Source organism: Flavobacterium ranwuense (assembly GCF_004349315.1).
Taxonomy (GTDB): Bacteria; Bacteroidota; Bacteroidia; order Flavobacteriales; family Flavobacteriaceae; genus Flavobacterium; species Flavobacterium ranwuense.
Map to the genome: position 1 here is coordinate 696,223 of NZ_SMLH01000001.1, position 21,763 is coordinate 717,985.

22 protein-coding genes are annotated in these 21,763 nt (G+C 35.4%); 19 read left to right on the top strand and 3 right to left on the bottom strand.

Going from position 1 to position 21,763, the window contains the following annotated elements; genetic code table 11:
* Positions 1-7: 7 nt before the first annotated feature.
* Complete coding sequence (gene thiL, locus E0I61_RS03045; RefSeq protein ID WP_131990498.1) at positions 8-1,054, bottom strand: thiamine-phosphate kinase; 1,047 nt, start codon at positions 1,052-1,054, stop codon at positions 8-10.
* A 105-nt stretch (positions 1,055-1,159) separates the two neighbouring features.
* Here thiL and E0I61_RS03050 point away from each other — a divergent pair, with 105 nt between their 5' ends.
* On the top strand, positions 1,160-2,092 hold the full coding sequence (locus E0I61_RS03050) for a 1-phosphofructokinase family hexose kinase (protein WP_131990496.1): 933 nt from the start codon (positions 1,160-1,162) through the stop codon (positions 2,090-2,092).
* A 150-nt stretch (positions 2,093-2,242) separates the two neighbouring features.
* Here the strand turns inward: E0I61_RS03050 and lepA are convergent, their stop codons facing one another.
* Entirely contained in the window at positions 2,243-4,039 is a 1,797-nt protein-coding gene (lepA, locus tag E0I61_RS03055; RefSeq protein ID WP_131990494.1) for a translation elongation factor 4, read from the bottom strand.
* Positions 4,040-4,331: 292 nt separating this feature from the next.
* On the opposite strand from lepA, the gene E0I61_RS03060 reads away from it, so the two are divergent.
* Complete coding sequence (locus E0I61_RS03060) at positions 4,332-4,940, top strand: hypothetical protein (protein ID WP_132069323.1); 609 nt, start codon at positions 4,332-4,334, stop codon at positions 4,938-4,940.
* Between the two features lie 24 nt (positions 4,941-4,964).
* Here E0I61_RS03060 and E0I61_RS03065 read toward each other — a convergent pair whose 3' ends face one another.
* The gene (locus tag E0I61_RS03065; RefSeq protein ID WP_132069325.1) at positions 4,965-6,224 is read right to left on the bottom strand and encodes an NAD(P)/FAD-dependent oxidoreductase; all 1,260 of its coding nucleotides are present in this window, start codon (positions 6,222-6,224) and stop codon (positions 4,965-4,967) included.
* A 103-nt stretch (positions 6,225-6,327) separates the two neighbouring features.
* Between E0I61_RS03065 and E0I61_RS03070 the strand changes: the two genes are divergently transcribed.
* From E0I61_RS03070 to E0I61_RS03150, 17 genes are all read left to right on the top strand, one after another.
* Positions 6,328-7,860 (top strand): HAL/PAL/TAL family ammonia-lyase, encoded by a 1,533-nt coding sequence (locus tag E0I61_RS03070; protein WP_132069327.1) that lies wholly within the window; start codon positions 6,328-6,330, stop codon positions 7,858-7,860.
* A 2-nt stretch (positions 7,861-7,862) separates the two neighbouring features.
* Positions 7,863-8,594, top strand: a complete 732-nt coding sequence (fabG, locus tag E0I61_RS03075) for a 3-oxoacyl-ACP reductase FabG (RefSeq protein WP_132069329.1) — start codon at positions 7,863-7,865, stop codon at positions 8,592-8,594.
* Between the two features lie 17 nt (positions 8,595-8,611).
* Positions 8,612-9,835, top strand: a complete 1,224-nt coding sequence (locus tag E0I61_RS03080) for a beta-ketoacyl-[acyl-carrier-protein] synthase family protein (protein ID WP_131990484.1) — start codon at positions 8,612-8,614, stop codon at positions 9,833-9,835.
* A 3-nt stretch (positions 9,836-9,838) separates the two neighbouring features.
* On the top strand, positions 9,839-10,105 hold the full coding sequence (locus E0I61_RS03085; protein ID WP_132069331.1) for a phosphopantetheine-binding protein: 267 nt from the start codon (positions 9,839-9,841) through the stop codon (positions 10,103-10,105).
* 177 nt (positions 10,106-10,282) lie between these two features.
* Entirely contained in the window at positions 10,283-11,176 is an 894-nt protein-coding gene (locus E0I61_RS03090) for an LpxL/LpxP family acyltransferase (protein WP_131990480.1), read from the top strand.
* A 67-nt stretch (positions 11,177-11,243) separates the two neighbouring features.
* Positions 11,244-12,899, top strand: coding sequence for a phytoene desaturase family protein (locus E0I61_RS03095; RefSeq protein ID WP_132069333.1), 1,656 nt, complete (start codon positions 11,244-11,246; stop codon positions 12,897-12,899).
* Between the two features lie 47 nt (positions 12,900-12,946).
* Positions 12,947-13,855, top strand: a complete 909-nt coding sequence (locus tag E0I61_RS03100) for an NADPH-dependent FMN reductase family protein (RefSeq protein ID WP_131990476.1) — start codon at positions 12,947-12,949, stop codon at positions 13,853-13,855.
* A gap of 12 nt (positions 13,856-13,867) precedes the next feature.
* Complete coding sequence (locus E0I61_RS03105; protein ID WP_131990474.1) at positions 13,868-15,001, top strand: beta-ketoacyl-ACP synthase III; 1,134 nt, start codon at positions 13,868-13,870, stop codon at positions 14,999-15,001.
* Between the two features lie 6 nt (positions 15,002-15,007).
* Positions 15,008-15,442: a hypothetical protein gene (locus tag E0I61_RS03110; protein ID WP_131990473.1), complete on the top strand. Its 435-nt coding sequence runs from the start codon at positions 15,008-15,010 to the stop codon at positions 15,440-15,442.
* 9 nt (positions 15,443-15,451) lie between these two features.
* The gene (locus E0I61_RS03115; RefSeq protein ID WP_131990472.1) at positions 15,452-15,940 is read left to right on the top strand and encodes an ABC transporter permease; all 489 of its coding nucleotides are present in this window, start codon (positions 15,452-15,454) and stop codon (positions 15,938-15,940) included.
* Position 15,941: 1 nt separating this feature from the next.
* Positions 15,942-16,346, top strand: a complete 405-nt coding sequence (locus tag E0I61_RS03120; RefSeq protein WP_131990471.1) for a hypothetical protein — start codon at positions 15,942-15,944, stop codon at positions 16,344-16,346.
* On the top strand, positions 16,346-17,344 hold the full coding sequence (locus E0I61_RS03125; RefSeq protein ID WP_132069335.1) for a BtrH N-terminal domain-containing protein: 999 nt from the start codon (positions 16,346-16,348) through the stop codon (positions 17,342-17,344). The genes E0I61_RS03120 and E0I61_RS03125 overlap by 1 nt, the downstream gene beginning before the upstream one ends.
* A 63-nt stretch (positions 17,345-17,407) precedes the next feature.
* A complete protein-coding gene (locus tag E0I61_RS03130) occupies positions 17,408-18,106 on the top strand; it encodes an ABC transporter ATP-binding protein (protein ID WP_165930175.1) in 699 nt (232 codons plus the stop codon).
* Positions 18,096-19,379 (top strand): ABC transporter permease, encoded by a 1,284-nt coding sequence (locus tag E0I61_RS03135; RefSeq protein ID WP_132069339.1) that lies wholly within the window; start codon positions 18,096-18,098, stop codon positions 19,377-19,379. Before E0I61_RS03130 ends, E0I61_RS03135 begins: the two co-directional genes overlap by 11 nt.
* Positions 19,354-19,803, top strand: coding sequence for an acyl-CoA thioesterase (locus E0I61_RS03140; protein ID WP_132069341.1), 450 nt, complete (start codon positions 19,354-19,356; stop codon positions 19,801-19,803). Before E0I61_RS03135 ends, E0I61_RS03140 begins: the two co-directional genes overlap by 26 nt.
* A gap of 201 nt (positions 19,804-20,004) precedes the next feature.
* A complete protein-coding gene (locus tag E0I61_RS03145) occupies positions 20,005-21,144 on the top strand; it encodes a beta-ketoacyl-[acyl-carrier-protein] synthase family protein (RefSeq protein ID WP_132069343.1) in 1,140 nt (379 codons plus the stop codon).
* Positions 21,144-21,761 (top strand): 3-oxoacyl-ACP synthase, encoded by a 618-nt coding sequence (locus E0I61_RS03150; RefSeq protein WP_132069345.1) that lies wholly within the window; start codon positions 21,144-21,146, stop codon positions 21,759-21,761. Before E0I61_RS03145 ends, E0I61_RS03150 begins: the two co-directional genes overlap by 1 nt.
* Positions 21,762-21,763 lie beyond the last annotated feature (2 nt).

The window sequence follows — 21,763 nt, forward strand, 5'->3', positions numbered from 1 at the left end:
AGAAGTTTTATTGTGTTAAAGCATCCCAACCACGTGCTTTCAAAGCAATTTTGGTGTTGGCACGAGTAACTAAATGAATCCCTTCACTTTCTTGTGTCATGTGGCCAATAATAGTGAAATTTGGATTCCCTTTTATTTTTTCAAAATCCTCCATGGCAATGGTGAAAAGCAATTCATAATCTTCACCACCATTTATTGCAACTGTTGTACTGTCGATGTTGAATTCTTCACAAACATTAATGAATTGTGGGTCAATGGGTAACTTGTCTTCATATAAATTACAACCCACTTTAGACTGCTTACACAAATGCATAATTTCTGATGACAATCCATCAGAGATATCAATCATTGAAGTTGGTTTTATTTCTAAAGCGTGCAATAAAGTTCTAACGTCTTTACGTGCTTCAGGCTTCAATTGACGTTCGATTAAATACGTATAGGCATCTAAATCAGGTTGGGAATTTGGATTCACCTGAAACACTTGCTTTTCTCTTTCTAAAACTTGCAATCCCATGTAAGCTGCGCCAATATCGCCTGTAACTACTAATAAATCAGTTTGTTTGGCGCCATTTCTATAAACGATTTCTTCTTCATCAGCTTCGCCAATGGCTGTAATACTAATAATCAATCCTTTTTGTGATGAAGTCGTATCTCCACCTATAACATCTACGTTATATTCACGGGCTGCATGGGTAATTCCTGCAAATAATTCATCTAATGCTTCCAAAGGAAAACGATTAGATACTGCAATGGAAACCGTGATTTGTGTTGGCTTTGCATTCATGGCGCAAATGTCAGAAACATTAACAACGACTGCTTTGTAGCCTAAATGTTTTAGGGGCATATATGCCAAATCGAAATGCACACCTTCTATCAACAAATCAGTAGAAACGATTACTTTTTTGTCTTTAAAATCCAAAACGGCAGCATCATCCCCAATTCCTTTCAAAGTTGAAGGTTGGTTGATTTCAAAGTTTTTTGTCAAATGGTCTATCAATCCAAATTCTCCTAATTGAGCAATACTTGTGCGTTGTGGGTTTTTATCTTCGATCATTATTTTATTTGTTTTGAAGTGCAAATATACGAAGAAATATTCGCCGTGAATTGTATCAATTTTTATGAATTTTATCCGACCTTTAGAGTAGTAAAATTTATAAAAATGAAGACATTTGATATAGTTACGCTTACAGTTAATCCTGCGTTAGATAAAAGCACTCATTTTAAAGGTTTAGTCCCAGAACAAAAAATACGGTGTGATGAACCACGCTTTGATGCGGGAGGAGGAGGAATCAATGTGTCTAAGGCAATCGCTCGTCTAGGAGGAACTTCTTTAGCGGTATTTACTTCTGGCGGGCCAATGGGTAAAATACTTGAGGAATTGGTTAATAAAGAATCAGTTGAATTTAAAGCAATCGAAGTCCAAACTTGGACAAGAGAAAGTTTTGTCGCTGTGGATGACAACACTAATTCACAATACCGATTTGGATTTACTGGCGGAAAAATTACTGCAGAAGAAAGCAATAGAATATTAGAGACCATAGCTGCTTTAAAGCCGAAATTCTTAGTAGCCAGTGGCAGTTTAAATGAAGGTTTGTCTACAGATTTTTATCAAAAAATCGCAGAAATTGCAAAAAAATCAAATGCTAAGTTAATTGTTGACACCTCAGGTGAATCATTAAAAAAAGCGTTGGAAATTGGTGTTTATATGATTAAGCCCAATGTTGGGGAACTCGCAAAATTAATAGGCGTGGAGCGATTGGAACTGGAAGAAGTAAACGAAGCTGCAAAACAAATAATTGCCAAAGGTGGTGCAGAAATTGTTGTTGTTTCACTTGGTCCACAAGGCGCAGTATTAGTGACAAAAGATAATTACGAGTTTGTACCGGCTCCTAATGTAGCCAAAAAAAGCACTGTAGGTGCTGGTGACAGCATGGTGGGTGGAATGGTTTGGGCGCTTTCGCAAAATAAAAGCATGAAAGAAGTCATTCGTTGGGGAGTCGCTTGTGGATCGGCAGCAACGATGAACGAAGGTACCCAATTGTTTAAACCGGAAGATGCGAAACGATTGTTTGAATGGTTGAAGGATAAATAAATATTTTTAGTTGTTTGGTAGAGACGCTGCAGTGCGTCTCTACATCGTGCGTCATTACGATACTGTATGTAAAAACAAAAAACCCTGACAATTTTCATCATCAGGATTCTATCTTAATACTTTGTACTTAAATTTTAATACTCAAAAATACTAATCATTCAACTTCAAAACCGCCATAAATGCTTCTTGTGGAATTTCGACATTCCCTACAAGCCTCATCCGTTTTTTACCTTTTTTCTGTTTTTCCAATAATTTACGTTTACGGGAAATATCTCCACCATAACATTTGGCAGTAACGTCTTTACGCAACGCTTTTATCGTTTCACGAGAAATTACTTTCACACCAATTGCCGCTTGAACAGGAATGTCAAATTGTTGACGCGGAATTAATTCTTTCAGTTTTTCACACATTTTTTTACCAATCGAATAGGCATTATCGGCATGCATCAAGGATGATAAAGCATCAACAATCGTTGCGTTCAATAAGATGTCAACTTTAACCAAATTGGAAGTTCGCATTCCAATTGGCGTATAATCAAACGAGGCATATCCTTTAGAAACTGTTTTTAAACGGTCGTAAAAATCAAATACAATCTCTGCTAACGGCATATCAAAAGTCAACTCTACACGTTCCGTAGTCAAATACGTTTGATTGGTAATTAATCCACGTTTTTCGATACACAAACTCATTACATTTCCAACATAATCGGATTTAGTGATGATAGTTGCTTTAATAAAAGGTTCTTCAACGTGGTCTAAACGAGATGGCTCCGGCAAGTCCGTAGGATTGTTTACTATAAGTGGTGTTGTAGGATCTTTTTTGGTGTAAGCCAAATACGAAACATTGGGAACGGTAGTAATAACGGTCATGTTAAATTCTCTCTCCAAACGCTCCTGGATAATTTCCATGTGCAACATTCCCAAGAATCCACAACGGAAACCAAATCCCAAAGCTGCCGAGCTTTCCGGTAAAAATACCAATGAAGCATCATTAAGCTGCAATTTTTCCATCGAGTTTCTCAACTCCTCATAATCTTCGGTGTCTACGGGATAAATTCCAGCAAAAACCATTGGTTTCACATCTTCAAAACCTTTAATTATATTGGTAGTTGGCGTTTTTGCATCTGTCAACGTATCTCCTACTTTTACTTCCTTTGCTTCTTTAATTCCAGAAATCAAATACCCAACATCACCTGCTGAAATTACTTGTTTTGGAACTTGGTTTAATTTCAAAGTACCAATTTCATCTGCAAAATATTCATTGCCAGTAGCCATGAATTTAATCTTTTGCCCTTTTTTGATCTGTCCGTTTTTCACACGGAAAATAACTTCGATTCCTCGAAACGGATTGTAATGCGAGTCAAAAATCAATGCTTGTAATGGTTCATCAACATTTCCTGATGGAGGCGGAATTTTTTCGATAATCGCTGCCAATATATTTTCAACACCAAAACCCGTTTTACCCGAAGCGTGAATAATATCTTCCAATTTACATCCGAGTAAATCAATAATGTCGTCACTTACTTCCTCTGGATTGGCACTTGGTAAATCCACTTTATTCAAAACTGGAATAATTTCCAAGTCATTTTCAAGAGCCAAATATAAATTCGAAATCGTTTGTGCCTGTATACTTTGCGCTGCATCTACAATCAAAAGTGCGCCTTCACAAGCCGCAATGGATCGAGAAACTTCATACGAAAAATCCACGTGTCCCGGAGTATCAATCAAATTCAGGATGTATTCTTGTCCTTTATAAGTGTATTCCATTTGAATCGCGTGACTCTTAATCGTAATCCCACGTTCGCGCTCCAAGTCCATGTTGTCAAGCAATTGCGCTTTTTCTTCACGAGCGGTAACAGTTTGTGTTGCGCCTAGTAATCGGTCAGCAAGCGTGCTTTTTCCGTGGTCAATATGTGCAATAATGCAAAAATTACGTATATGTTTCATCTTCTATTAGTATCTATTTTTTTAGGACGTGCCTTTGCTTCCTCTATCGTTCCAGCAATGTCGGGCTATCCGCTATATCTTTTGTTTCGCAAGCTACACAAAAGGATGCCGCTTCTATCCCTCACGCACCATCGCAAACGGCGACAATTAATCTGCAAATATAATTCAAAGTTAATCAGCATCAAAGGAGGTATAGGATATAATGAATAATGCGTTTTTTTATTTTTAATTTAATTAAAATTATATATTTTTACGTGTAAGTTTTTTTACACAAAACAAAAAAATCAAGTAAATGAAAAAATTAGTAGTAGCAGTATTATTCGTTTCGTCAATGATGACGGCACAAGACATTGATGTTGTAAAAGGGAATTTTGATTTCCTGAAAGATCAAAAGGAAATCAACGTTGAATTTGATTACAGTAAAATGACTTTAATGAAAGAGAAAAAAACCGAAGCGCAATATATTGAAGACCGAACGAAAGAATTAAATGAGAAAACTAAAGGAGTTGGTAATATTTGGATGAAAAAATGGAATGCAAGCAAAGAGTTAATCTGGAGCCCAAAATTTTTAGAATTAATGAATGTTGTTTTTGTAAAAGATAAAAAAGAGACTAGTTTTCAAGAAGGATTAATAGCGGCAAAATATACTTTAATTGTAGAAACCGTTTGGATCTATCCAGGTTGGGATGCAATGGTAATGAAACAACCTGCAAAAGTTTCGACCTTATTAAAATTTGTGGAGACGAACGATAAATCAAATGTTTTATTAGAAATCTCTAGCCAAGAAGCTCCCGGAGATCAATATGGAAGTAACTTTAGTAATGAATCTAGAATTGGCGAAGGGTTTGCTAAAACAGCAAAATCTTTAGCAAAAATGGTATTGAAAAAAGCGTATAAATAATTCATTAAACAAAAACCCTAATAATTAATTAGGGTTTTTATTTTTTTGCTCCTTTTCAAGGGTTATTACATGCGCCATATTCTTAATGACATTATCGTGTTTCTTTACAAACGGATTCGTCTCATCCCAAACATAACCGGCAAGAACAGCACAAATTTTTCGTTTCACCTCTGGGTTTTCAGGTTGATGAAAAAACAGGGTTTGTAGATTCCCGGTGTACCATTCTTTTACATAAGTGGTAAAAACGTTAATGCCTCTTTTCATATATGCCGTAAATTCTTCTTCCCAATCTACGGTAATTCCTTGCGATTCTTTTATAAAAAGTTTAGCGGCAAGCATCCCCGATTCTGTAGCAAAAGCAACACCGGAAGAGAAAACGGGATCCAAAAACTCCGAACTATTGCCTGTTAGAGCAAAACCATTGCCATACATTTGTTTTACAGAACGAGAGTAATTTTCCAATTTTACCGGTTCAAACAAGAAATCAACCCCGCCAAATCTTTTTATGTAATAGTCAGAAAGTTGAATAGCGTTTTTTAATGCTTCAGCATTATTTCTGTTTTCGGATAGGGAATTGATAAAATCAGTTGGGCCAACAACGCCTAAACTGGTATTTCCATTAGAAAATGGGATGACCCATAACCATACTTCAGTTTCCAAAACATCAAAAGAAATCAATGTTCCTTCTTCGCCTTCGGGTCTGTTACTGTCTTTTACATGCGTAAAAATAGAGGAATGCGGATCTAATTTTGAAGGAGTATCCAAATCTAAAAGACGCGGTAAAACCCGACCATAACCACTTGAATCTATAATGAACTTAGCATGAATTTCTTTTAGATTTCCATTTGTGTCTTTTATAATGGTCTTGGAATTTTTTCCTTCAAAGGATACGGAAACAACTTCCGATTCAAATTCTAAATCAATTCCTTTTCGTACTACTTCTTGCGCCATCGTATTGTCAAAATCAGCTCTTGGCACCTGCCAAGTCCAATCCCAGCCTTCGGAAAATTTATTGCTAAAATCAAAAACGCAAATTTGTTCCCCACGAATGAATCGGGCACCTAATTTTTTTTCGAAATTCATCGCGTCAAGACTCTCAAATAATCCTGCTTCTGCAAAATGATCCATCACACGGGGAATTAAACTTTCGCCTACAACAAGTCTTGGGAATTTTGTTTTTTCCACAACTTTCACCTTGATATTGTTATTATGAAGATGTGAGGCCGAAACACACCCTGAAGGACCGGCACCTATGATTAATACATCAACAAACTCCTTTAACATAATTTTATATTATTATTGATTATTTCCTACATTTGCCACCGTCAAAATAACTACATTTATTTTAATAAAAAAAAACTAATTTAGAATAATCAAAAAGGCTTGCATGAACACTATAAATGAATATTTAAGTTTAAAAGAATTTGAATCTATTATTTTTGGAAATAATAAAATAGCAATAAGCGAACTTGTTTTAAACAGAGTAAATGAAAGTTTTAATTTTTTAAAAAAATTCTCTGAAAATAAAGTGATTTATGGTGTAAATACAGGTTTTGGGCCGATGGCTCAATACCGTATTAAGGACGAAGATCGAATCCAGTTACAATATAATTTAATTAGAAGCCATTCTTCGGGAACAGGAAAACCGATGAGTGCCATTTGTGTAAAAGCAGCTATTTTGGCACGATTAAATACCCTTTCTTTAGGGAATTCAGGGATTCATTCTTCGGTAATTCAGTTGATGGCTGAGTTGATAAACAGAGACATTACACCGTTGATTTTTGAACATGGCGGCGTTGGTGCAAGTGGTGATTTGGTACAATTATCACATCTGGCTTTAGTTTTAATAGGCGAAGGCGAAGTTTTTTACAAAGGAGAAAGAAGAGCAACCCAAGAAGTTTTTGTGATAGAAAATCTGAAGCCCATTCAGGTAGAAATAAGAGAAGGTTTAGCATTAATAAACGGAACGTCTGTAATGACAGGAATAGGGGTTGTAAATGTGCATCATGCGAATAAATTATTAGATTGGTCGCTAAAATGTTCTTGTGCAATTAATGAAATAGTTCAAGCGTATGACGATCATTTTTCGGAAGAATTAAACCAAACCAAACGTCATAAAGGACAACAAGAAGTGGCAGCAAGAATGAGACAGAACCTTTCTGATAGCACTTTAATCAGAAAAAGAGAGGATCATTTGTATTCAGGCGAAAATACCGAAGATATATTTAAAGAAAAAGTACAGGAATATTATTCGTTGCGTTGTGTTCCCCAAATTCTAGGACCCGTTTTAGAAACCATAAATAATGTGGCTTCAATTCTGGAAGACGAATTTAACTCGGCAAACGACAATCCGATTATCGATGTAAAAAATCAACATGTCTATCATGGAGGAAATTTTCACGGGGATTATATTTCCTTGGAAATGGATAAATTAAAGATTGTGATTACTAAATTAACGATGCTTGCCGAGCGCCAGTTGAATTATTTACTAAATTCAAAAATCAATGAAATCCTCCCTCCATTTGTAAATCTTGGAACTTTAGGATTTAATTTCGGAATGCAAGGAGTTCAGTTTACAGCAACTTCAACCACTGCCGAAAATCAGATGTTGTCTAATCCAATGTACATTCACAGTATTCCTAATAATAATGACAATCAAGACATTGTAAGTATGGGAACAAATGCGGCTGTAATTACTGCAAAAGTGATTGAGAATTCTTTCGAAGTATTGGCTATTGAGTTGATTACTATTGTTCAAGCCATAGATGCATTAGAGCAGAAAGATAAAATTTCTTCGGTTACCAGAAAAATGTATGATGATGTAAGGGCTATTATTCCTCAATTTAAAGAAGATCAGGTCATGTATCCATTTATTCAAAAAGTAAAGGATTATTTGATGTCAAATTATAAAAACGAATAATCATGAAATGTGCATTAGTTACTGGCGGTTCAAGAGGAATTGGCAGTGCAATTTGTCAAAAATTAGCCGAAGACAGTCAATATCATATTTTGATTAATTATCAAGCTAATAAAGAAGCCGCCGAAAAAACACTAGAGGAGGTGATAAAAAGGGGAGCAACTGGGGAAATTATTCAGTTTAATGTTTCGGATTTTGATGAAGTGAAAAATAAACTAACGCAATGGCAGGATGTAAATCCAGAGGCAATTGTTGAGGTGATTGTAAATAATGCCGGAATTACAAAAGACGGTTTGTTTATGTGGATGAGTCCGGAGGATTGGACCAGCGTTGTTAATACCAGTTTGAATGGTTTTTTTAATGTGACCAATTTTTTTATCCAAAAAATGTTGCGTAACAAATATGGACGAATAGTAAATATGGTATCTGTTTCAGGAGTAAAAGGAACTCCGGGGCAAACTAATTATTCGGCTGCAAAAGGTGCCGTTGTTGCTGCAACCAAAGCATTGGCACAGGAAGTAGCCAAACGGAATATTACTGTAAATGCAGTTGCTCCCGGTTTTATCAGAACCGACATGACCAGCCAACTCGACGAAAAAGAATTAATAAAATTAGTTCCCGTGAATCGTTTTGGAGAAGCCGAAGAAGTGGCTGATTTAGTTAGTTTTCTCGTTTCGAAAAAAGCAAGTTATATTACAGGGGAAATTATCAATATAAACGGAGGAATTTATTCATAAAAGTTACTTTAAAGAGAATGAACAGAAGAGTTGTCATCACAGGAATGGGAATTTACTCGTGTATAGGAACATCGTTAGACGAAGTAAAAGACTCCTTATATAATGGGAAATCAGGAATTGTTATTGATCCCGAACGAAAAGAATTCGGTTTTCGCTCTGCCTTAACAGGAATGGTTCCAAAACCAGATTTAAAAAATTTGCTTTCCAGGAGACAAAGAATAAGTCTTGGCGAAGAAACAGAATATGCTTATTTAGCAACAATCGAGGCTTTGAAAGAGGCCAATATTGATGATGCATTTTTTGATGGAAATGAGGTAGGGATCATGTATGGCAATGATAGTGTTTCAAAGGCAGTTATTGAAGCTACGGATATTATTAGAAATAAAAAAGATACCGCATTAATAGGTTCGGGTGCGATTTTCAAATCGATGAATTCAACGGTAACGATGAATTTGTCTACGATTTTTAAATTAAAAGGTATCAATCTTACTATTAGCGCTGCTTGCGCAAGCGGCTCACATTCGATAGGGCTGGCTTATTTTTTAATAAAAAGCGGATTTCAAGACATCGTAATTTGTGGAGGCGCACAGGAAATCAACAAATATGCCATGAGTAGTTTTGATGGTTTGGGTGTTTTTTCTCCCAGCGAAGATGAACCGGCAAAAGCCTCCAGGCCTTTTGATGCCGCCCGTGATGGTTTGGTTCCAAGTGGGGGTGCTGCCACTTTAATTTTAGAGAGTTATGAATCGGCTATAAAGCGAGGTGCAACTATTGTTGCTGAAGTTGTGGGTTACGGATTTTCATCCAATGGCGGGCATATTTCTACACCAAATGTTGAGGGGCCATCAACAGCCATGCAAAGAGCATTAGATGAAGCTGGACTAAAGCCAGGCGATATTGATTATATAAATGCACATGCTACATCAACACCTGTTGGTGATGGTAATGAAGCCAAAGCTATTTTTGAAATTTTTGGAGAAAGCAACCCACATGTAAGTTCCACAAAATCAATGACGGGCCACGAATGTTGGATGGCGGGAGCAAGCGAAGTCATTTATTCGATTCTAATGATGCAAAATGATTTTATTGCACCCAATATCAATTTAGAAAATCCAGATGAAGATTCAAAAAAATTAAATTTAGTTAAAGCGACTTTAAATAAAAAAATTGATATATTTTTGTCGAATTCCTTCGGATTTGGAGGGACAAATTCGGCATTAGTGGTTAAAAAGTTTAAATAAAAGATGAATAAAGAAGAAATAGTTGAGAGAATAAATGGATTTTTAGTTGATGAGTTTGAGGTTGATGTCGATGATATTCAGCCAGAAGCAAATTTGAAAGATACTTTAGGGTTAGATAGTTTAGATTATGTGGATTTAGTTGTTTCTGTAGAATCTAATTTTGGCGTGAAATTAATTGAGGTTGATTTCGTGGGAATAGCCTCTTTTCAAAGTTTTTATGACTTAATTGAGAACAAACTAAAAGCTAAAATAGATTTTCAGACTTCTTAGATTTTTATCGAATCACTCTGTTTTTGCATTAGTCCATTTTAATTTATCCTTTCTCAACACTATCCAAAAGAGGGTTCGTCAAGATTGTGTGAATTTATAATCCATATTAGTGTAGAATAATTGTATCTTAAAAGCCAAGAGATCTAAAAATCCAATAATCTAAGAAGTCTAAATAAAATGAGTCAATGGGAGGGGAAATCTAAAGGAACACTTTTAGGCTATAAAATTTTCGTTTTTTTTATAAAAAAAGTAGGAATCCAATCGGCCTACTTTATCCTTTATTTTGTTGCTACTTATTATTTTCTTTTTCTCAAAAAAAGCAACCGAGCCGTCTTTTATTATTTCAAAGAAAGACTGGGCTATTCCTATTTAAAATCCAAACAAATGGTTTTCAGGAGTTACTATACTTTTGGGCAGACTATTATTGACAAAATTTCCATTTCAGCTGGAATGCGAAATAAATTCACCTACGAATTTGATGGAATTGAAATCTTAAAAAAACTTTTATCCGAAAAAAAAGGGGGCGTTCTCATCAGTGCCCATATCGGTAATTTTGAGATAGCCGAACATTTTTTTGGCGAAATCGATATTGATTTTCAAATTAATCTAGTCACTACTGATTTAGAACATACTACAATTAAAAACTATCTGGAGAGCATCACCAAAAAATCAAATATCAAATTCATTATCATCAAAGAAGATCTGTCGCATATTTATGAAATCAATGCCGCTTTGGCAAAAAACGAATTGATTTGTTTTACAGGCGACCGCTATTTTGAAGGCGTAAAATCATTGTCGGAAAATTTATTAGGCGAGGAAGCTAATTTTCCTGCCGGACCATTTCTTATTGCTTCCAGATTAAAAGTTCCAGTAGTTTTTGTTTATGTGATGAAAGAAGCCAATTTGCATTATCATTTATATGCCAGAGAAGCCCAAGTAAAGCATCGAGACGAAAAAGGAGTGCTGAAAGCCTATGTGGCAAGTGTCGAATCGATGCTTGAAAAATATCCGTTGCAATGGTTCAATTATTTTGATTTTTGGAACAAACTCGGAAATCATCACAAAAAATAAAGTTTGAACTATAAATGCAGTATTCATTTCATCTATTTTGTATTTTAGCAGAGCCTCAAAATAAAATATGGAAGAATTTGACACAATTATTATCGGTTCTGGTGTTGGCGGTTTAGCTACGGCAATTTGTTTAACGCGTGCGGGACAAAGAGTTTTGGTTCTCGAACAACATTATGTTCCTGGAGGTTGGAGTCATAGTTTTACTTTGAACGGTCAACGATTTAGCCCGGGCGTGCATTATGTTGGGCTTCTTGACGAAGGACAATCCACACACGAACTTTATCGTGGTTTGGGCATTGCAAACGACATGGTGTTTTTTCGAATGAATAAAAATGCCTACGAGCATTGTTTGATTAACAATGAAACTTTCGATCTGCCTGCCGGAGTTGAGAATTTAAAGGAAGTGCTTATTTCTCGTTTTCCAAAGGAAAAAAAAAACATCACAGAATATTTAACTCTGGTGCAAAGAGTGAGTCATGAATTGCAATTAATCCCTAAATTGAAAGGGTTTTGGCAAAAAATCACTGTTCCTTTTCGAACCAAACACTTCGGGAAATTTGCTTTGTTTCCTTTAAAAAAAGTAATTGGTTGGCATATAAAGGACCCTTTGTTGAAAGCCGTTTTAAATATTCAATGTGGGGATCACGGGCTTTCGCCAAAGCGAGCTTGTTTTCCGGTACATTGCTCTGTGATGAGCCACTATTTTGATGGTGGATTTTATCCTATGGGCGGTGGTGGTGGCATTGTAAAAGCAATGACCAACGGAATTAAAAAATACGGTGGCGAAGTGCGAGTAAAGCAAGCTGTCGAAAAAATTATTATTGAAAACAAAAAAGCAGTTGGAGTTCAATTAAAAAGTGGCCAAAAAATTTGGGCTAAAAATATTGTTTCCAATGCCGATCCGTCCATTACTTATCTCAATTTGATTGGGAAAACGCATTTGAGCAAAAGCTTGTTTGAAAAATTGGAGAAAACAAAATACTCGGCTACCTCATTGATTTTATTCTTGACTTTAGATATGGATGTTACTCAATATGGGATTGATTCTGGAAACATCTGGATGATGAAAGATGAGCATGACGACGCAAATTTTGAAGATTTAATGAGCAATGATTGTACTGAAGGCGATTCATTTCCTGCGGTGTTTATTAGTTGCACGACCATGAAAGACCCGGTAAGTTTCAACGGGAGATACCATAATTTTGAAGTGGTAACGTATGTGAATTATGATAATATCAAAGAATTCAATGCTTTGGAAGAGTATCATGATGAAAGCTATACCATCTTCAAAGAGAAAGTCATCAGTAAATTGATGAACAATATCGAAAAAGTTATTCCTAATGCCAAACAAAATATAGTTCAGGCCGAATTAGGGACGCCAAAAACGAATGAGTTTTACATTAATTCTACTAAAGGGAATGTCTATGGAACGGAAAAAACATTAAATCAGGTGGGCCCTTTTTCTTATAAAAATAAATCCGAAATAGAGAATCTGTTTCTTTGTGGGGCAAGCACGCTTTCACACGGAGTTGGTGGCGCAACGCATTCAGGAGTCATGGCGGCGGCCTCAATTTTGAATTGCAGACCAGAAGATTTATTGGTGGAAGATGCCAATCAGAAATTGCGAATTTATGATGCCGAAGATGTATCAACATGGCCAGAATGGATTCATGTAAAAAGATCAGATAAGAGAAGAACTTTCAAGGGAGTAAAAGTCTATTAGTATAAATTGTATTTTTTAGTTAGATTCGTGTTTTATAAATTGTAAAAATGAAAAACGTCCTCGTTATATATTATTCTCAGTCGGGGCAATTGGAGTCTATTGCCAGAAATGTTGCAAAGCCGCTTCTGGATTCCGATGAAATGAATGTTTTATTTCATGAAATTAAGTTAGAAAAACCATTTCCTTTTCCTTGGAAGAATGAAGAGTTTTTTGGCGCTTTTCCGGAATCTTTTTTACAGATACCTTCACAATTAAAGCCCGTTTCTTCGGAAATATTGAATACAAAGTTCGATTTAATCCTTTTGAATTATCAAGTTTGGTATTTGTCTCCCTCTATTCCAATTAATTCTTTTTTGAAAAGTCCTGAAGCTAAAATTCTTTTAAATAACATCCCTGTTGTAACTATAAGCGGTTCAAGGAATATGTGGATAATGGCTCACGAAAAAATTAAAGCTTTGTTGAAACAAAACAATGCGCAGTTAAAAGGGAATATTGCTTTGGTTGACAGAGTTGGTAATCTAATTAGTGTCATTACAATTGTAGAATGGATGTTTTCGGGTGTAAAAAAGAAATATCTAGGACTCTTCCCTTTACCGGGAGTTTCTGAAAAAGACATCCAGGAATCGTCTAAATTTGGAAATGTAATCCTGTCCAGTTTACAAGAAAATAATTTTGGCCAATTGCAACCCCAGTTAGTGGCAATTGATGCTGTCAGGATTAGTTCCTATCTGGTAACTGTAGATAGAACCGCCAACAAAATCTTCCAGAAATGGTCCAATTTTATCATTAAAAAAGAAGCGGAATCGAGAAAATTTTGGTTGAAGTTTTTTAAAGTTTATTTATTGCTCGCAATTTGGTTAATATCGCCAATCGTATATATTCTTCACGTTCTTACCTATCCATTCAAGATTAAAAAAGTAAAAAAAGAAATTCAGTATTTTCAAGGAGTTCAATAAAATAAGTTAATTATGTTTGAAGTATACATTACAAAAATTGGAAAATGTTTGCCAAATGAAGCCATTTCAAATGACGAAATGGAAAATTATTTAGGCCTTATAAATGATACCGCTTCCAAAGCAAGAAGACTGATATTAAGAAACAACAAAATTGTTAGTCGTTATTATGCTATTGATAAGGACGGGAACAGTACCCATAATAATGCCGAATTGACTAATAATGCCATTCAGGAATTGTTTGACGATAGTTTTACAGCCCAGGATATGGAATTGCTTTCCTGTGGAACTACAACACCAGATTTACTTGTGCCATCTCATGCGTCGATGGTTCACGGCTTGCTAAAAAACAAAAACCTTGAGTTAAATTCATCTGCGGGTGTATGTTGCGCAGGTATGAGTTCTTTGAAATATGGGTTCCTTTCCGTAAAATCCGGAAGTACAAAAAATGCCGTTTGCACAGGTTCCGAAAAACTTTCTTCATGGATGCTGTCCGGTAAATTTGAGAATGAAGTTGTTAATTTAAAAAATCTGGAAGAGCAACCTATACTTGCTTTCAAAAAAGATTTCTTAAGATGGATGTTGTCTGATGGAGCTGGAGCTTTTTTATTAGAAAACAAACCCAAAGGAGACATCTCTTTGAAAATTGAGTGGATGGAAGCCTATTCTTATGCATACGAGCTCGAAACGTGTATGTATGCTGGCGGAGATAAATTAGAAAATGGAGAAATAAAACCTTGGAATGACTATAATCCTGATCAATGGCTGAAAGAGTCTTTGTTTGCTTTTAAACAAGATGTTAAATTATTGGATGAGTTTATATTGGATAAGGGAGTGCAAAGTGTGTTTGATGCATTGTCAAAAAATAATATTACCGCCAACCAAATTGATCATTTTTTGCCACATGTTTCTTCTCATTATTTTGTTGACGGTTTAAATAAATTACTTACTGAAAAGGGTCTTGATATTCCAATGGAAAAATGGTTTATGAATCTGGGAACTGTTGGAAATGTTGGTGCAGCATCAATTTATTTGGCATTAGAAGAATTAATGAATTCCGGAAAATTAAAAAAAGGAGATAAGATACTTTTATCTGTTCCAGAAAGCGGACGATTTTCTTATGCTCTTGCCTATTTAACGGTTTACTAAAAACGTATGGAATCAACAAATGCAGTGTTTCAGAAAGATTTTGTGGAAAAATTGTTGCCACAAAAATTTCCATTTGTAATGGTGGATAAGTTGTATTCATACACTGAAACAGCTTTGGTTTCTGGACTGAAAATTGAAAATGACAATTTGTTTTTTCATGAAGGAAACTTTGTGGAATCCGGATTAATAGAACATATGGCACAATCGGTGGCGTTGCACACTGGTTATCAGTTTTACTTGAAACAGGAACCGGCACCAACGGGCTATATTGGTTCAATCAAGGATGTTGTAATAAAAAAAATGCCAAAACTGAATGACGAAATCCAAACAACGGTTACGATTCTTCAGGAATTTGGGGGGATAACCTTGGTTGATATAGTGACAAAATTGAATGATGTGGAAATTGCAAAAGGTCAGATGAAAACAGTTTTAGCAAAATAATTTTTCAAAATGGACACTTCAATTGACATAAAAAATTATTTGCCACACCGAGCTCCAATGCTCATGGTAGACATGGTTTTGAAAATGGATAATGAAAAAGTTGAAACCGTTTTCGAGATAAAAGAAACCAATATTTTTATCAAAAATAATATTTTTGTTGAAGTAGGATTGATTGAAAATGCGGCGCAGACTTGCTCGTCAATTGTAGCCAAGGGTTATTTTGTAGATGAAAATAATGAAGACAAAGAAGGAGTAAATGTGGTTGGATTTATAAGTGCTTTAAAAACATTAAAAATATATGCGCTTCCAAAAGTAGGTAGTATCATTACTACCAGAGCGACGTTAGTTTCAAAATTTGTAACTGATACTTATAGTTTGTGTACCATGAGTTGCCAAACTTTCCATAAGGAAGAATTGCTTTTAGAAGGAGAAATTAATCTTTTCATTCGTCCAACCCCAGCCCTCCCCAAAAAAGAGAGAGCAAAAAAAAGATTGTAAGATGAAAAAAGAAGAAGTACCGCAGGACAAAGGCAATCTTTCAAATAAAAACATGAGAGAATTGGTTTATGCAACCGATGAAAAAGGGAATTACACCACCGCTTTGAGTACCGGTTGGGAGCCAAAAACAATTGCTCTTTCTAATTCTATTGAAGAAATAAGTGAGCGTATTGCTATTGCAAAAGAGCAAGTAAAAAATAATGAAGTGAGTCCCATTTGTTATTTTATGGAATTCAGCAGAATGGATATTGCTGTTTTATCCAGTTATGTAGGCATGTGGCAATGGCGTGTAAAACGACATTTTAAACCCAAGATATTTGCTGGATTAAGCGATAAAATTTTGCAAAAATATGCTGACGCCTTCAATATTTCTGTTGCTGAATTAAGAAATTTTAAACCTCATTAATGGAAACTAATTTTACGCACCATCAATCTGCCCATTGTGAAAACGGAGTAGCTTCCAATTTGTTAAAACACAATGGTTTGAATATTAGCGAACCAATGGTTTTTGGAATTGGCTCAGGTCTTTTCTTTGTTTATTTGCCTTTTCTAAAAGTAAATTATGCTCCTGCCATCAGTTACAGACCATTGCCTGGACAAATTTTTAATAAACTGGCCAAACGTTTAGGCTTGAAAATAAAAAGGCAAAAATTTTCCAGCGAAGCTAATGCTACTAAGGCATTAGACGAAAATTTAAAAAACAATATTCCATCAGGATTGCAAGTTGGGGTTTATAACCTTACCTATTTCCCGGATGAATATCGTTTTCATTTCAACGCCCATAATCTTGTTGTGTATGGCAAAACCGAAACTGATTATTTAATCAGTGATCCAGTAATGGAAAACGTTACGACTTTAACACATGAAGAATTAAATAAAGTGCGTTTTGCCAAAGGGGCTTTTGCGCCAAGAGGACAAATATATTATCCAATTCAGATTCCACAAAATGTGGATTTGAAAAGTGCCATCATCAAAGGAATAAAAAATACCTGTCGTGATATGTTGGCTCCAATGCCTATTATTGGTGTTCGGGGAATCCGATTTGTAGCCAAGCAAATCAGGAAATGGCCTATCAAGAACGGTACTAAAAAAGCCAATCATTATTTGGCTCAAATGGTGCGAATGCAGGAAGAAATAGGTACTGGTGGCGGAGGTTTTAGATTTATATACGCCGCTTTTTTAGAAGAAGCTTCCGTTATTTTAGAAAATGGAGAACTAAAAATCCTTTCACAAGAAATGACCACAATTGGCGATTTATGGCGGGATTTTGCCGTAGAAGCATCTAGAGTTTATAAAAACAGAAGCACAAAAGCAGATGTGTACAACACGATTGCCGACCAGCTTTTGGATATTGCCGACAAAGAAGAAGTGTTTTTTAAGAAATTGAAAAAAGTAATTAGCTAAAAAAATATATTGCAACCAATCATACAAATATCAAATCTATCTAAAAAGTACAAAGATGCCGAAATGTATTCTTTGAATGACTTTACTTTATCTATAAATGAAGGTGAAATCTTTGGATTATTGGGACCAAATGGCGCTGGAAAAACTACATTAATTTCGATGCTTTGCGGTTTAATAAAACCAACTTCGGGGAGTTTTACCATCGCGAATCTGACGTATGCCAAAAATGCGAATGAAATCAAAAAAATTATTGGAGTTGTTCCGCAAGAATATGCTTTGTACCCCACATTAACCGCAAGGGAAAACCTAATGTATTTTGGGAGTATGTATAGTTTAAAAGGCGATATTCTAAAAGATAAAGTAATCGAAAGCCTCGATTTTCTTGGTTTATTAAAATTTGCCGACAAACGAATTGAAACCTTCTCGGGAGGAATGAAACGCCGTGTAAACTTGATTGCAGGAATTTTACACAATCCAAAAGTGCTTTTTCTGGATGAACCAACCGTTGGTGTTGATGTACAATCAAAAAATGCGATTTTGGATTATTTAAAAGAATTAAACCATAACGGAACAACCATCATTTATACTTCGCATCATTTATCTGAAGCCGAAGATTTTTGTACCGATATTGCCATTATAGATCGAGGGGAAATTTATGCAGAAGGCACCCCAATGAGTTTAATTACAGCCACGGCAAATGCCAAAAATCTAGAAGATGTGTTTATTGCTTTAACCGGAAATGAATTGAGAGATGATATATAAACTGTACCAATCGGTTTACAAAGAATTTCTGCTGTTAAAAAGAGATTTAGGCGGAGTAATCATTCTGTTTATCATGCCTTTGGTGTTGATAATTATGGTTACTTTAATTCAAGATAATACACTAAAAAACATAAGTAACACAAAAATTCCCATTCTATTGGTCGATAATGACAAAGGGAAAGTGTCGAAAACCGTTTTTGAAAATTTACAAAAAAGTGATGTATTTAGTGTAGTTACCCAAATTGATAACGAACCATTGACAGAGGCTCTTGCGAAAGAAGCTGTTTTTAAAGGAAAATTCCAGTTAGCAATTATCATTCCTTCTCGTTTAAGTTTGGATTTGCAGGCTAAAATTGATCAGAACGTCGAGAAAATAGTGAGCAGTTTAGGATTTACAGACAGTTTAGCAATACCGAAAAACACTAAAATTGTCGATCAAAAAGAGGTAAAACTTTATTTTGATCCAGCGACGCAAATGAGTTTTAAAAATGCCGTAATGAGTTCTATCGATAAGATGATTTCGCAAATAGAAACACATTCTATTTATGCTGCTTTTCAAGACCAACTGGGCGAAGGCACTGCAAGTTTTGAGCAGAAAAGCTTCATTACTTTCAAAGAAATAATTCCAAGGGTAAACAATAAGGAAATAATTCCAAATTCAGTGCAACATAACGTTCCTGCTTGGACACTTTTTGCCATTTTTTTTATTGTAATTCCGTTGTCAATCAATATTGTCAAAGAAAAAACACAGGGAACTTTCGTTCGTTTGCGTACCAATCCTGTTCCCAATAGTATCGTTTTAGCAGGAAAAACAATAACCTATCTCATCATTTGTATGATTCAATTTTACATGATGGTGGCGGTGGCCAAATTCCTGTTTCCTCATATCGGATTACCATCACTTAATATTGAAGGTAATTTATTTTTGATGAGCATTGTCGCTTTATTTTCAGGCTTTGCGGCTATTGGCTTCGGAATTCTAATAGGAACCGTTGCAAAAACCCAAGAACAATCGGCACCGTTTGGAGCTACTGCCACCATTATTTTGGCCGCAATTGGAGGTGTTTGGGTTCCCGTTTTTGCAATGCCAAAAGTGATGCAAATCATAGCGCAATCTTCTCCAATGAATTGGGGATTGAATGCGTTCTATGATGTGCTGTTACGCAATGCCGGTATCCTAGACATTTTACCAGAAATAAGTTTGTTGTTTCTGTTTTTCGTAATTACCATAACCATTGCATTATTGTATGATAAAAAGAAAAGATCCGTATAACGAAGCCACCGCTTTGACCGTTTCTCAAGAAATTAGAGTTCGTTTCAACGAAACCGACCCGCTCGGAATCGTTTGGCACGGCTATTATATTACGTATTTTGAAGATGGTCGTGAAGCTTTTGGTCGGCAACATGGGATTTCATATCTCGATGTTTTCGATAGCGGATTTACAACTCCCATCGTAAAATCGACCTGTGAGCATAAATTATCATTGCGTTATGGAGATGTGGCTCGAATAGAAACCACAATCGTCGATACGCCTGCAGCAAAAATGATTTTTAGATATACTATTTTTGACGCCAAAAATGAAATTGCTTGTACTGGTGAAACTGTTCAAGTTTTTTTAGACAACAAAGGAGAATTAATGTTGACCAACCCCCCATTTTACGAAGAATGGAAACGTAAAGTAGGATTAATTAAATAAAAAGTGTTCAATTACATTATTTTAACCACATAGAAACATAGATTTAGAACTTTAAAATAAGGTATAATGACTCAAAAATATTTAGACGAACTGACTTGTGAAATTATTGGATCTGCAATCGAAGTTCATAAAATTATGGGTCGGGGATTAGTAAAAACCTATGTTTCTATGTGGTAAAAAAAATTAGAGCAACAATAAATTATGATAAGAGAAGTATTTATAACCGAAACGAATTGCATCACGCCCATTGGATTTGATGTCGCCACCAATGTCAAAAATATTGACGGCGGAATTTCGGGTATTCAGCTGCATCAAAATTCATTGTTGATGAAAGACCCTTTTTATGCTTCGATAATTGATGAGGAGAAATTAAATACGGCTTTCGCCAAAGTTACTCCCGCACAAAATTATACAAGGTTAGAAAAAATGATGATTTTGGCATTGCAACCCATTGTTGAAAAATCAAAATTGATTTTGGATGCGAAAACGGCATTCCTGCTTTCTACAACAAAAGGAAATATTACTGCTTTAGAAAACCCAACTGAAGAAAATATTGCAAAAGCACATTTGCATCAACTAGCCAAAACTATTGCTGATTTTTTTGGATTTGCAACTGAACCTATTGTCGTTTCAAATGCCTGCGTATCGGGAGTTTTAGCAATTTCGGTTGCCAAAAGATTAATTCAAAGCGGCATGTACGACAATGCATTTGTCGTTGCTGGCGATGAGGTTTCGGAGTTTGTTTTGTCGGGATTTAATTCCTTTCAAGCCATGAGCGATTTGCCCTGTAAACCGTATTCCAAAAATAGAAATGGAGTAACGCTTGGAGAAGCTGCTGTAGCAGTTTTGGTTTCATCGAATAAAGAAAATGCTAAAATAAAAATCATCGGTGATGGTTCGATCAACGATGCTAATCATATTTCGGGGCCTTCAAGAACAGGTGAAGGACTTTTTAGAAGTATTGAAAGTGCTTTGGCGGAAGCCGAAATAAATCCAAATCAAATTGATTATATTTCTGCTCACGGAACGGCAACTCCTTTCAATGACGAAATGGAAGCGATTGCATTTAATAGATTGGGACTTGAAGATGTTCCTGTAAATAGTTTGAAAGGGTATTATGGACATACTTTGGGAGCATCCGGATTGCTGGAAACCGTCATCGGAATCCAGTCGGTTCTGGAAAGTAAATTGTTTGCTTCTTTTGGATTTGATGAATTGGGAGTAAGCCAATCCATAAACATCATTAAAAAAAGTGAAACTAAAAATAGTCATTATTTTCTAAAAACAGCATCGGGTTTTGGAGGTTGTAACACGGTGGTTTTATTCGAAAAAGTAAGCTAATGACAGCAAAGAAAACCTATATACAATCTTTTTGTAGCATTCAGAATAACGAAATTATTCTGAACGGAGAAACCGTTTTCAATACAGAACCTACTGTGTTTTCTGATTTTTCAAAGAAGGCCTACCAAAATTTCGAAATGAATTATCCGAAATTTTTTAAAATGGATAGTTTGAGCAAGCTTGCTTTCTTAGGAGCTGAAATACTTTTGAGGAAAGAAATCGATGCTACAAAAGAGAACAATATTGCCTTGTTATTTGCCAATAAATCATCAAGTTTGGATACGGATGTGAAATTCCAAAACTCTATTTCCGACAAGGAAAATTATTATCCGAGTCCGGCGGTTTTTGTTTACACATTGCCCAATATTTGTTTGGGGGAAATTAGTATTCGGCACCAACTGAAAAGTGAAAATTCTTTCTTTATATTTGAAGCCTTCAATCCAGTATTTATGGTGAATTATGCAAACGTGTTGTTGAACACAAAAAAAGCAGAGAAAGTACTTTGCGGTTGGGTAGAATATTACAACGAAGAATACAAAGCCTTTCTCTATTTAGTAGGTACAGAGGGAAACACGGAACATCAAAAAGAAACAGTAGAAAAATTATATAATAAATAAAT

Excerpts from the sequence above, each read along its gene's own strand:
- thiL (WP_131990498.1), bottom strand. The coding sequence starts at position 1,054 with ATGATCGAAGATAAAAACCCACAACGCACAAGTATTGCTCAATTAGGA.
- E0I61_RS03050 (WP_131990496.1), top strand. The coding sequence starts at position 1,160 with ATGAAGACATTTGATATAGTTACGCTTACAGTTAATCCTGCGTTAGAT.
- lepA (WP_131990494.1), bottom strand. The coding sequence starts at position 4,039 with ATGAAACATATACGTAATTTTTGCATTATTGCACATATTGACCACGGA.
- E0I61_RS03060 (WP_132069323.1), top strand. The coding sequence starts at position 4,332 with ATGAAAAAATTAGTAGTAGCAGTATTATTCGTTTCGTCAATGATGACG.
- E0I61_RS03065 (WP_132069325.1), bottom strand. The coding sequence starts at position 6,224 with ATGTTAAAGGAGTTTGTTGATGTATTAATCATAGGTGCCGGTCCTTCA.
- E0I61_RS03070 (WP_132069327.1), top strand. The coding sequence starts at position 6,328 with ATGAACACTATAAATGAATATTTAAGTTTAAAAGAATTTGAATCTATT.
- fabG (WP_132069329.1), top strand. The coding sequence starts at position 7,863 with ATGAAATGTGCATTAGTTACTGGCGGTTCAAGAGGAATTGGCAGTGCA.
- E0I61_RS03080 (WP_131990484.1), top strand. The coding sequence starts at position 8,612 with ATGAACAGAAGAGTTGTCATCACAGGAATGGGAATTTACTCGTGTATA.
- E0I61_RS03085 (WP_132069331.1), top strand. The coding sequence starts at position 9,839 with ATGAATAAAGAAGAAATAGTTGAGAGAATAAATGGATTTTTAGTTGAT.
- E0I61_RS03090 (WP_131990480.1), top strand. The coding sequence starts at position 10,283 with ATGAGTCAATGGGAGGGGAAATCTAAAGGAACACTTTTAGGCTATAAA.
- E0I61_RS03095 (WP_132069333.1), top strand. The coding sequence starts at position 11,244 with ATGGAAGAATTTGACACAATTATTATCGGTTCTGGTGTTGGCGGTTTA.
- E0I61_RS03100 (WP_131990476.1), top strand. The coding sequence starts at position 12,947 with ATGAAAAACGTCCTCGTTATATATTATTCTCAGTCGGGGCAATTGGAG.
- E0I61_RS03105 (WP_131990474.1), top strand. The coding sequence starts at position 13,868 with ATGTTTGAAGTATACATTACAAAAATTGGAAAATGTTTGCCAAATGAA.
- E0I61_RS03110 (WP_131990473.1), top strand. The coding sequence starts at position 15,008 with ATGGAATCAACAAATGCAGTGTTTCAGAAAGATTTTGTGGAAAAATTG.
- E0I61_RS03115 (WP_131990472.1), top strand. The coding sequence starts at position 15,452 with ATGGACACTTCAATTGACATAAAAAATTATTTGCCACACCGAGCTCCA.
- E0I61_RS03120 (WP_131990471.1), top strand. The coding sequence starts at position 15,942 with ATGAAAAAAGAAGAAGTACCGCAGGACAAAGGCAATCTTTCAAATAAA.
- E0I61_RS03125 (WP_132069335.1), top strand. The coding sequence starts at position 16,346 with ATGGAAACTAATTTTACGCACCATCAATCTGCCCATTGTGAAAACGGA.
- E0I61_RS03130 (WP_165930175.1), top strand. The coding sequence starts at position 17,408 with ATGTATTCTTTGAATGACTTTACTTTATCTATAAATGAAGGTGAAATC.
- E0I61_RS03135 (WP_132069339.1), top strand. The coding sequence starts at position 18,096 with ATGATATATAAACTGTACCAATCGGTTTACAAAGAATTTCTGCTGTTA.
- E0I61_RS03140 (WP_132069341.1), top strand. The coding sequence starts at position 19,354 with ATGATAAAAAGAAAAGATCCGTATAACGAAGCCACCGCTTTGACCGTT.
- E0I61_RS03145 (WP_132069343.1), top strand. The coding sequence starts at position 20,005 with ATGATAAGAGAAGTATTTATAACCGAAACGAATTGCATCACGCCCATT.
- E0I61_RS03150 (WP_132069345.1), top strand. The coding sequence starts at position 21,144 with ATGACAGCAAAGAAAACCTATATACAATCTTTTTGTAGCATTCAGAAT.